At 34.3% G+C, this 12510-nt stretch carries 4 protein-coding genes; all 4 read left to right on the plus strand.

From position 1 onward, the window contains the following. The first annotated feature begins 116 nt into the window (after positions 1-116). Genes DFQ09_RS04605 through DFQ09_RS04620 form a run of 4 tightly spaced genes read left to right on the plus strand, consistent with a single transcriptional unit; the run spans position 117 to position 12501 of the window. On the plus strand, positions 117-6815 hold the full coding sequence (locus DFQ09_RS04605; RefSeq protein ID WP_115808492.1) for a polyketide synthase: 6699 nt from the start codon (positions 117-119) through the stop codon (positions 6813-6815). Positions 6816-6856: 41 nt separating this feature from the next. Beyond that, on the plus strand, positions 6857-10846 hold the full coding sequence (locus DFQ09_RS04610; protein ID WP_115808493.1) for a non-ribosomal peptide synthetase: 3990 nt from the start codon (positions 6857-6859) through the stop codon (positions 10844-10846). 1 nt (position 10847) lies between these two features. Continuing rightward, entirely contained in the window at positions 10848-11732 is an 885-nt protein-coding gene (locus tag DFQ09_RS04615; protein WP_115808494.1) for a thioesterase domain-containing protein, read from the plus strand. Then, on the plus strand, positions 11722-12501 hold the full coding sequence (locus DFQ09_RS04620) for a 4'-phosphopantetheinyl transferase family protein (protein WP_115808495.1): 780 nt from the start codon (positions 11722-11724) through the stop codon (positions 12499-12501). The genes DFQ09_RS04615 and DFQ09_RS04620 overlap by 11 nt, the downstream gene beginning before the upstream one ends. Positions 12502-12510 lie beyond the last annotated feature (9 nt).

A 12510-nucleotide genomic window follows, 5' to 3' on the forward strand; every position in this document is an offset into this window, starting at 1 on the left:
TGAAGAATTACGTTAATTTTATTCTTCCCTAATAAAAACCCCCTCTGTTTTTAATATTAATTGATGTTAAAGAATTAGCTAAACGCTTAATTCTTTAAAAGTTATAATTTTATACTATGGATTTAACCAAACCAGAGATAGTTGAGTCATTAAGGGAGTTTAACAATACGGATGCTAAGTTTCCTATAGACAAAACAATTGTAGACTTATTTTTAATACAAGCAGAGAATACTCCTAACAATATAGCAGTTATTTTTGGTGCTAAAGAAATAAGTTTTAAAGAATTAGATGCTATTTCTAACCAATTTGCAAACTACTTAATAGCTAATCACAATATAGGTTTAAATGACTTTGTCGGTCTAATGATTGAGCGAAGCGAATGGATTGTAATAAGTATTCTTAGTATACTTAAAGTAGGTGCAGCCTATGTTCCTATAGATATTGATGCTCCACTAGTTAGAAAAGAGTTTATTAAAAAAGATAGTAATTGTAAATTCACTATCGATGATTCAATTATTGAAGATTTTATCAATTCAAAAGAAAAATACAGTGATAAACTTCTAACAGACGTAGGATCTAAATCTGATGACCTTGCTTATATCATGTACACTTCAGGTACCACAGGTAATCCAAAAGGTGTAATGATTAAACAAATATCTGTTGTGAGTCTTATACTCGGCGAAACTCAAAATTATGGTTTAAATAGTACAGATAAAATATTACAATTTTCTAACTATTTTTTTGATGCCTCAATAGAGCAAATATTTTTAGCATTATTCAATGGTGCTACAACGGTAATTGTTGATAAGCAAACCATAAAAGATCATGCCGTTACAGATTTTATAAAAAAACATTCTATAACACACCTTAATAGCACACCTAGTTATCTCGAAACTATTGAAGGCTTATCTGAAATAAAATCACTTAAAAGAATTGTCGCAGGTGGCGAGACATGCTCGTTAACCTTAGCTCAAAAATTAAGCACAATATGTGATTTTTACAATGCGTATGGACTTACAGAGACTACGGTAACCTCGATGTTATACAAATATTCTTCCACTGATAACCATAATACTGTATTAACAATAGGAAAACCCATACAAAACACAAAAGTTTACATCTTGTCTAAAGATATGGAAATGTTACCTGTAGGCACTGCAGGTGATTTATACATGTCGGGTATAGGTTTGGCAAAAGGGTACTTAAACTTGCCAGAACTGACTACAAAAAGCTTTGTTGAAAATCCATTTGAAGAAAATGGTAGGATGTATAAAACAGGTGATTTAGCCAAATGGCTTCCTAATGGTACTATAGAGTTTATAGGAAGGAAAGACGACCAAGTTAAAATTAGCGGTTATCGTTTAGAATTAGGTGAAGTAGAAGCGGCAATTAACACACTTCCAAATATAAAACGTGCCACTGTTATTTCTAGTAATCATACAGGTGAAGCAAAATTAGTAGCATATATAGAATCTGAAAATACGATAAAAGATTCGAATAGTGTACGCCATCAACTTTCTGAAATTCTCCCAGAATACATGATACCGTCGCTCATTATGTGGATAGACGATTTTCCTACAACAACAAATGGTAAAGTTGATAAAAAGAACCTGCCACTTCCAGAGTTTCAAAGATCTACTAATGCTCCACTTTTAAGAAAACCTAGAACTAAAATAGAGAAAGATATTGCAAAAATTTGGAGTAAAGCTTTGCATATACCACAGATTGGTATTGACGATAACTTTTTTGAAATGGGAGGTAATTCTCTCTTAACTCAAAAAGTGGCCGTTTTAATAGCTGAAAACCTTAACGTAAAAGTACCAGTAACAAAGATTTATCAATATCCTACGATTGCTGGACTCGCTAATTTTTTTGAGTTAGATCAGAATAAATCGACATTTGCGCAATCAAAGCGAAAAAATAAGAGACATTCCAATAGTGATATCGCCATTATTGGAATGTCAGGAAGATTTCCAGGAGCTTCTTCAATAAATGAATTGTGGAAAGTTTTAAGAGATGGCAAAGAAACCATTTCATTTTTCACACCTGAAGAATTAGATAAAAGTATTCCCGAATCGATACGTAATAATCCACTTTACGTTGGTGCGAGAGGTATTGTGCCTTCAGCAAAAACGTTCGATGCTAAATTTTTTGGACTCAACCCTAAATTGGCATCTGCAATGGATCCTCAGCAACGATTATTTCTAGAGATATCATGGGAGGCATTAGAACAATCTGGTTATTTACCAAATCTTTACGATGGTAAAATTGGTGTATTTGCAGGTGTTTATATCAACACATATTTTCTTAATAATGTATTTCCGAACAAAGAGTTGATGAGTCAAATCGGGGAAGTACAGGCCAATACAACTAATGACAAAGACTACATTGCAACACGTACAGCATACCATTTAAATTTAAAAGGACCAGCGGTAAGTGTACATTCGGCATGTTCCACGTCTTCATTAGCAATTGCTCAGGCTGTAGAATCTATACGTAATGGGCAATGTGACGTTGCTTTAGCTGGAGGAGCTAGTGTAACGTCTCCAATGAATAGTGGTCACTTATATCAAGAAGGATCGATGTTAAGTTCTAATGGGCAGTGTCGATCTTTTGACGCCAACGGTACAGGAACTATGTTTTGCGATGGTGCTGGCGTGGTACTTCTTAAAAGTTTAGAGGATGCAAAACGCGATGGTGATATAATCCATGGAGTTATTAAAGGAATAGGTGTTAATAACGATGGAAGTGATAAAGGAAGTTTTACAGCTCCAAGTGTAGAAGGACAAGCAGGTGCTATAAACAGTGCGCAATTAGATGCAGGTATTAAACCTTCACAGGTAAGTTATATAGAAGCACACGGAACAGCAACTCCTCTAGGTGATCCTATTGAGATTGAAGGTCTTCGTTTGGCTTTCGGTGATCAAGAAACCAATGGGTATTGCGCCGTAGGTTCAATTAAAAGTAATATAGGGCACCTCACAGCAGCTGCAGGTGTGGCAGGATTAATTAAGACGACTTTAGCAATGAAGTATCGTCAGATTCCTGCTTCTATAGGATTTGAAAATCCTAATCCATCCATAGATTTTGAAAATAGTCCGTTTTTTGTCAATAATAAGTTAAGAGCTTGGGAGTCTGAAACTCCAAGAATTGCAGGAGTGAGCTCTTTTGGAGTTGGTGGTACAAATGTGCATATTGTTCTAGAAGAATATGAAGCCAATGAAAAAGAAACAGATTCAGGTAGACCTTTACAATTACTAACATGGTCTGCTAAATCACAAAACAGTCAAGAGGGTTACCAAAAGGCGTTAGGTGATTATGTAAAAACGAATCCAGAAATAGCGCTTGCTGATACAGCGTATTCTTTAAATAAAACAAGAGATGTCTTTCAATATCGCAGTTTTGCCATAACAGGTAATGATGCTATAGAAGCTAGTCATTTGTTAAGTTCCGAGGATTCTAAAGCTGTTAAAAGCAATACATTGAAGGTTATTCCTAGTGAAGTTGCATTTTTGTTTCCAGGTCAAGGTTCACAATACTTGCAAATGGGTAAAGCGCTTTATGATAGCGAAACTGTTTTTAGAGAGGCCGTGGATCATTGTGCTGAACTTTTAAAAACGGAATTAAAATTAGACATAAGAAAAATTATATATCCAGATGATAATAGCAGTGAGGCCGAATTACAATTAAAGGATACCAAGTTTACCCAACCAGCATTATTTGTTGTAGAGTATGCACTGTCACAACTTTGGATGAGCTGGGGAATTAAACCTACTTTACTTTGTGGACATAGTATAGGTGAATTTGTTGCGGCTCATTTAGCGGGTATTTTCACTTTGGAAGATGCATTACACTTAATAACCGTTCGTGGAAAATTGGTAAGTGAGTTACCTGGCGGAAGTATGTTATCGGTACGTACAAATATTGAAAGTCTTGAAGGTTTACTGCCAGATACATTATCAATTGCAGCTATAAACTCCGATCGCTTAATTGTTATTTCAGGACCTGATAAAGATGTAGAAGATTTTGCAAAAGTCTTAAATCATAAAAGTATTGCAAATATGCTTTTATTAACAAGTCATGCTTTTCATTCTACAATGATGGACCCTGTTTTAGGAGCTTTTGAGGAAGAGGTAAAAAAGGTGACTCTAAGTGTGCCGCGTTTACCAATTGTATCTACGGTTACAGGAGATTGGCTTACTGATGCTGAAGCAACAAGTTCTACATATTGGACGAACCATTTAAGAGAAGCTGTAAACTTTTCTGGCGCTATGGAAACGGTTTTAGGCTTAGAAGATCCTGTTTTATTAGAGATGGGGCCTGGTCGTGCATTAACAACCTTATCGATGCAAAAGAAAGGATTAAAATCCTTAGCTTCTATCGCTAGTTTAACTATTCCAAAGGAAGGCGAAAACGCTTACCATACCATATTATCTGCCTTAGGAGATTTATGGTTGAATGGTATAGAACCTAATTGGAAATCTTTTTATGATGGCCAAGCTAGACAAAAAGTTTGGTTGCCTTCTTATGTGTTTGATCGTAAGCCGTGTTGGTTAGACCCTCCAGTGGTAGATACTACGGTTAATGCTGTTACAGATATTAATACCGTTACAAGTAATATCGAAATTGAAGAAAATATAATTATTGACCCCATACCGAATATCAATACTAAGATTATGAGAAAGCCTTTACTTCTTAAAAAAATATCAGATATCATTGAAGATAACTCAGGAATAGAAATTGAAGAAAATGAAGCAGATCAGAGTTTTTTAGAACTTGGTCTCGACTCGCTCGTTCTAACACAAATGGCTATTACTTGTAAGAATGAATTTAATGTACCTATAACATTCAGACAGCTTAATGATGAGTTTGGGTCACCTAATCTATTGGCCACGCATTTAGACAGCGTGTTGCCAGCAGAAGCTTTTGCGCCTGTACAACAACAACAACAACAACAACAACAACAAGTACAGCAACAAGCACCAATTCAACAGTCAGCACCTAGTGCCAATACCATACAAAATACTTATGTGGCACCTCAAGGAGGTCAAAATCCGGCATTGAACCTTATTGCACAACAGTTGCAACTTTTAGGTCAACAACTGCAATTACTTCAGGGAGATGCAAATAATGCTCCTGCACCAGTTGTTTCAAATACACCTGAGGCTGAAGTGAAAAATAACACAAAGACCGTTTCGCCTTTAGTTAACTCTAATGATGATATTAGAACAGAAGAAGAAAAGAAAGAACATCAAAAACCTTTTGGAGCATCTCCTAAAATAGATAAACAATCTTCAGGATTAAGTAGTGACCAAAGCTTGTTTTTAAAGAATTTAACAGCAAGTTATAATGCTAAAACAGCTAAGAGTAAAGCTTATGCTCAACACCATCGTTCTAAAATGGCAGATCCAAGAGTTGTTTCTGGTTTTAAGCCATTAACTAAAGAGTTGGTCTATCCGTTGGTCATCGAAAAATCGTCAGGTAATAAACTTTGGGATTTAGATGGCAATGAATACATGGATATATTAAATGGTTTTGGGGCCTGTTTATTTGGTCATCAACCCGATTTTATAAAAGAAGCTTTACACCATCAAATAGAACAAGGTTTTGAGGTTGGTCCTCAACATCCATTAGCTGGTGAGGTTTGTGAACTACTTTGTGAATTTACTGGTCATGATCGTGCAGCGTTATGTAATACAGGTTCAGAAGCTGTGTTAGGCGCCATGCGTATTGCACGGACTGTAACAGGTCGCTCACTTATTGTAGCCTTTTCTAGTTCTTATCATGGTATTAACGATGAGGTTATTGTAAGAGGATCAAAAAAATTAAGAACATTCCCAGCGGCTCCAGGGATTCTTCCAGGTGCTGTTCAGAATATGCTAATCTTAGACTATGGAACCGAAGAAAGTTTAGCAATTATCAAAGAACGTGCTCACGAAATAGCAGCAGTACTTGTAGAACCAGTACAAAGTCGTAGACCAGAATTTCAGCCGATTGATTTCTTAAAGGAAGTAAGGGAAGTGACTACAGCATCTGATACAGTTCTCATTTTTGATGAAATTATAACCGGATTTAGAATGCATCCCGGTGGTGCGCAAGCCATATTTGGTATTGAGGCAGATGTTGCAACTTACGGAAAAGTGATCGGTGGAGGCATGTCTATAGGTGCAATATGTGGTAAAAGAAAATACATGGATGCGCTAGATGGTGGTTTCTGGAAATTTGGTGATGATTCTTTCCCCGAAATAGGAGTCACTTATTTCGCAGGTACATTTGTACGTCATCCTCTAGCTCTAGCGGCAGCAAAAGCGTCGTTACATCACTTTAAAAATAAAGGAATTGCGCTTCAAGATGGTTTGGCAGCACTAACAGAACGCTTAGCTACAGAACTTAATGGATACTTTAAAAATAATAGTCTTCCAATAGAAATCACCTATTACCGTTCTTTATGGCGACTTAAATTTTTAGAAGAGATTCCTTATTCAGAGTTATTCTTCGTGTTAATGCGAGAAAAAGGATTCCATATTTGGGATGGCTTTCCGTGTTATATGACAGAAGCATTTTCTGAAAATGATATCGATAAGTTAATTAAGAATATCGTTTTAAGTATTGAAGAGCTTATTGCTGTTGGAATTTTTAATTCAGAGTTAAATGGTCATAGTGGTGCTAAAATAGATGAAAATAATTATTCAACTAAAGAATTAAACAACCCGCCTGTTTCTAACGCGCGTTTAGGAATTGATGATAATGGTAACCCAGCATGGTTTGTTAAAGATGAAAAGAATGAAGGAGAATTTCTTCGTATAGAATTATAAGAGATAGAATTTAAATAATACGCCCAACCCGTTTTATAAAAATGATTTTACAACCAACTGATACTATAAATAAAAAAGCATTCAACCCTTTTGATGGACCAAAAGTTGAAAAGGTCATTTACGCTACCCAATCGCAAGCTGAAATTTGGATTGGTTGTAGATTAGGAGGTGAGGACGCTAATAGATCCTATAATGAGTCTGTTTCTATTGTCTTAAATGGTGATTTAGATAAATTAGCCTTAGAGGACGCTATAAGCCAGTTGATTAAGAGGCATGAGTCTTTGCGTGCTATATTTAGTACAGATGGACGTTTTATGACTGTCTTAGAAGAGGTGACTATTCCTTTAGATTTTGATGATATTTCTCACCTTACTGATTCCGAAAAAAAGAATAAAGTTGCTCAGTATATTTTAACAGATGCTAATAAAGTTTTTGATTTGGTTAGTGGACCATTATTGAGAGCAGGATTGATTAAATTAAACAAAAATGAGCATCAATTAGTACTAACCGCACATCATATAATATGCGATGGTTGGTCTACTGGTATTATGATTGAAGAATTGGGGTTGTTGTATTCTTCAAATGTATCTAGCGAGAATCTAAAAATTCCAGATCCCATACCATATAGTGATTATGCAGATGAACACCAACAGTTTTTAATTAGTGAGGAATTTCGTGACACAGAACAATTTTGGCTAAAGCAGTACCAGCCTAACGTACCAGAGCTAAATATGCCAACGGATTTTCCAAGGCCTGAGGTACGGAATTATAAAAGTGATCGCCTAGACTTTCCTTTAAATAGTGATTTATTAGCTAAGCTTAAAAAAACAGGTGTACGTGTTGGTAGTAGTTTTGTAACAACTTTAATGACTGCTTTTGAATTGTTTCTCTGTAAACAAACAGGGCAGAGTGATATTGTTTTAGGTTTGCCTGCAGCCGGACAAGCAGTCACAGGGAAAACACAATTAATAGGACATTGTGTTAATTTATTACCATTACGAAGTAAAGTTGTTTTAGATCAGCCATTTAATGCTTATCTAAAAAATCGCAAATCTTTAATGTTTGATGCATATGACCATCAACAATTAAGTTTTGGTCAACTACTTCAAAAATTGCCTATTGCAAGAGACCCGTCTCGTATTCCATTAGTACCCGTTGTCTTTAATATTGATATGGGGATGAGCAATCAAGTTTTTTTTAAAGATTTGACGTTTAAATTAAAGGCTAATCCTAGAACGTATGAAGCTTTTGAAATATTTTTAAATGCGAGTGGTTCAGAAGATGATTTTGTTTTAGAATGGCAATATAATGCATCTCTTTTTACTGGGGCAACAATTAAAAAAATGATGAATTCTCTAGAGGATATCATAGAAAAAATTGTAGAAAATCCAGAAAACTCTATTTCGGATATAATTAAAACGGATGATACTGATTATAAAAAACTAAACGCTACAGTTACCTCGTATTCTGATTTACCATTACATGAGTTATTGATAAAACAAGCTCAAAAATTTCATAATAAAAAGGCTTTAAAATTTACAGATACTGAGATTTCATATAGAGATTTAGAGCTACAAGTAAATCAATTAGCACACAGTTTAAAGTCAAAAGGAATAGCTAAAGGTGATTTTGTAGGTGTTTGTTTACCGCGTTCTATAGAGCTTGTCGTTAGCTTATTGGCTATTATGAAATGCGGAGCAGCGTACCTGCCCTTAGATCCAAATTATCCTAATGATCGTTTAAATTTTATGATAAACGATTCTGAATCCAAAGTTTTAATAACCACACAAGGATTAGCTTCAAAATTAGAAACAACAGCATCAACACTACTAATAGAAGACTTGTTTTCAAATTTGAATGAATTCTCACAAGATTCATTAAATGTTGAGGTTAATCAAAATGATATAGCATACTTACTTTATACATCTGGTTCTACAGGAAAACCAAAGGGAGTACAAGTTTCTCATAAAAATTTAGTTAATTTCTTAAGTAGCATGGCCAAAGAGCCTGGTATTAAGGAATCTGATAGATTATTATCAATAACAACTATTTCTTTTGATATTGCCGGTTTAGAATTATTTCTTCCCCTTTTAAAAGGAGCTGAATTAATTATTTCTGATGATGATACCGCAAAAGATGGTCGTTTAATGTTAGATCTTCTTAAAAAAGAAAATATTACCATAATGCAGGCAACACCTACAACATGGCAAATGTTATTAGATTCGGGATGGGAAACTGCTTTTCCTTTAAAAGCATTATGTGGAGGAGAATCTTTACCTCTAGCTTTATCAAAAAAGCTTCTAAACAAGGTTGATGAACTTTGGAATGTGTACGGCCCAACAGAAACTACAATTTGGTCTGCCGTAAAACAAATTAAAGCGGATGATGATTTAATTACTATCGGTAAACCTATAGCTAATACGCAATTGTATTTACTTAATGACCAAAACATGTTAGTAAGTCCAGGTGCGATTGGAGAGTTATGTATTGCAGGTGATGGTGTTTCTATGGGATATTGGAAACGATCAGATTTAACTGCAGAAAAATTTATTCCAAATCCATTTGAAACGACTTCAAATAAAATATTATATCGTACCGGTGACTTAGGAAAATTACTTCATACAGGTGAAGTTCTGTGTTTAGGGCGTATAGACGATCAAGTTAAAATAAGAGGGCATCGTATTGAGTTAGGCGAAATAGAAGAGGTTATGAATACACTAGAAGATATTGAATCTTCGGTTGTAATGATGGATGGAGAACAATTAAAAGCATTTGTCATCGCAAGTCCATCCTATAGTCCTTCAGAGAATTCGGATCAAAAATGGAAAACTAATTTAAAAGCCTTGTTACCGTCTCACATGGTACCTCAAAAAATAAACCTTATTAATGAGTTTCCTAAAACGCTAAACGGTAAAATTGATCGTAAAACTTTATTAAAAAACTCAACGTTATCTATAAATAATTCTGAAGAACATACAGCACCTAGGACAATTGTTGAGCAATTAGTTGCGGACATATGGGAAGACTGTTTAAAGATTAAAAACATTAGTATTTACAGTAACTTTTTTGAGCTTGGTGGTCATTCGTTAATCGCCGTACGAGTAATGTCTCTTTTAGAAAAAGAAACAGGAAAAAGATTACCACTGGCTGCTTTAATGACCCATTCTACAATAGAGAAATTGGCGCTTTATCTAGATATGGATCAAAATTCTATAACATGGAATTCATTAGTACCTATACAGCCAAAAGGAAAAAAAGAACCATTGTACTTGGTGCATGGAGCAGATCATAATGTGATGATATTTAAATTGTTATCTAATAATTTAGATGCAGATCAGCCTGTGTATGGCCTTCAGGCTAAAGGTCTTAATGGTATAGATGAGCCACTAGGTACAGTTGAAGAAATGGCGACACATTATATTTCAGAGATTATTAAATCTAATCCTAAAGGACCTTATACTTTAGCTGGTTATTCCTTTGGTGGAGTCATTGCTTTTGAAATGGCAAGACAATTATTAGCACAAAATAAGGATGTTAAAAGGGTGGTGTTATTAGATAGTTATGTGTACCCACATTATTACAGTTCTAACACTACTGCAAAGAAAATAGCTAAGACTAAATACAGAATGGCAATGGCTGTTTTTATGACTAAAACAATGTTTAGTAATAAGGCAAATTTTGATCGGAGAATTCAATTGTTTAAAGGTGGTATTAAGAACAGCTATTTAAAGCTGAAATTAGGAAAAGAAAATCAGCATAAGCTAGTTAAGAGTTGGCCATATAAGTTAGATCAGATGCACAATAAAGCTGTAGATAGTTATCAAATTTTACCGCTAGCTATAAAAGTCGATTTATTAAGAGTCGCTGAGGATGATATTTTTTACGCACATGATACAGAGTTGTTAGGTTGGCAACCAATAGCCACCAAAGGTGTTAATAAGCATGAAATACCAGGAAATCATATTAACATGCTTTCACCACCAAACGATAAAAAATTAGGACGAATTTTGCAAAATATATTAGATAGTTAACATGAAAATATCTGAAGGAAATAGTTCATTAAAAGCCTCAGACCTTTCTAATTCTGAAAACAACGTCACGTCTTATTCTTTGGTTCCTATTAGAGAAAATGGTCATAAAGAGCCACTTTTTATTGTACATGGTGCTGATTATGATATTTTAAAGTTTAATAGTTTAGCTAATGTTTTAGACGATGATCAGCCCGTTTACGCTTTGCAAGCTAAAGGGTTGAAAGGAGATGTAAAGCCACATGAAACAGTAGAAGCTATGGCATCTCAATATATCTCAGAAATTACTCATATAACTAAAGAAGGACCTTATGCATTAGCAGGCTTCTCGTTTGGAGGCATTATCGCTTTTGAAATGGTAAAACAATTGAAGGCTTCAGGGAAACATATTAAAGGCTTATTTTTATTTGATAGTTATGTCTATCCAAGTTACTTCTATTCACACCCCAAAAAGAAAAAAATAGTCTCTTTATTGTATGCGGTAGGGCAATTAGGTTTTATGGGCCTAAACATGTTTAGCAGTGTTTCTAATTTTAAACGTAGGGTTAACTTATTGAAAATAAAATTTTCTGGCTTATATTTAAAACTAAAACATGGAAGTGAAAAACAATACCAATTACAGTTTAACCGCTCCGCAACAATTGATGAGATGCATACGTTGGCTTATAAAAGATACCATATAGTTCCGCAAAATATAAAAGTAGAATTGTTTAGGTCGACTAATAAAATATACTTTGCGCACGACTACAAATATTTAGGTTGGAAAAAAATAGCCTTAAGAGGTGTTCAAAATCATATATTACCAGGGAATCATTCTCAAATGTTTTTATCACCTGTTGTTGAAGAATTTGGTAAAACACTTCAAACACTTTTAAATAATGAAGATTAAGAATTTAGAAAGTCGTTTTTTTTGTGGATCGTCTAAGGTTGTGCAGGCACAAGGTGAGGCTTCAGTATATGACAATTCAGCTATTAAATTATTTAAAATAGAATTGTCGCAATACTATAATATTATAGAGGTTTTATCAAAATTTTTATCACCACAAGAAGTTCTAAGAGCGCAGAGATATCATCAATTAAGAGATTCAAATCGATTTATTATCTGTCGAAGTTTTCTTAAAATTTTAATTGCAAAACAGAAAAGTATAGAGGTATCACAAGTCTATTTTGAAAAAGGAGAGAACCATAAACCGTATTTTCCATTAGATAAAACGTTGTTTTTTAATGTCTCTCACGCAGGTGATTTTGCAATTATTGCCTTTGGTAATTGTGAGTTAGGAGTTGATATAGAAAAAATAGATCAACACTTTGATTATTCTGAAATTATTCCAGTGGTCTACGATATTATCGAAATAGACACTATTCAGAGCAGTAAAGACAGTAGATCTATGTTTTATAAATTTTGGACTCGAAAAGAAGCGATTGTTAAAGCCATAGGAAAAGGTATTGATGAGGATTTAATTAAAATCCCTGTTACAGATGGTTTCCACAATATATTGAGTGCATTGGTCTGTAATTTTAAAAATGTAAGTGTTATAAGTTTCAAAGTAAACGAAAATCATATAGGAGCATTAGCGCTAACAAATGAAACTTTAAGTAACGCTAATATAGCGTTCTATCCGAGTCCAACAGTAGATGAAATAAGGAGTTTAATTTAGTCTTAAGTA

The organism is Winogradskyella pacifica (assembly GCF_003386275.1).
Lineage (GTDB): Bacteria > Bacteroidota > Bacteroidia > Flavobacteriales > Flavobacteriaceae > Winogradskyella > Winogradskyella pacifica.

Bases quoted from the DNA above. Each gene is read 5' to 3' on its own strand.
- DFQ09_RS04605 (WP_115808492.1), top strand. From the start codon at position 117: ATGGATTTAACCAAACCAGAGATAGTTGAGTCATTAAGGGAGTTTAAC.
- DFQ09_RS04610 (WP_115808493.1), top strand. From the start codon at position 6,857: ATGATTTTACAACCAACTGATACTATAAATAAAAAAGCATTCAACCCT.
- DFQ09_RS04615 (WP_115808494.1), top strand. From the start codon at position 10,848: ATGAAAATATCTGAAGGAAATAGTTCATTAAAAGCCTCAGACCTTTCT.
- DFQ09_RS04620 (WP_115808495.1), top strand. From the start codon at position 11,722: ATGAAGATTAAGAATTTAGAAAGTCGTTTTTTTTGTGGATCGTCTAAG.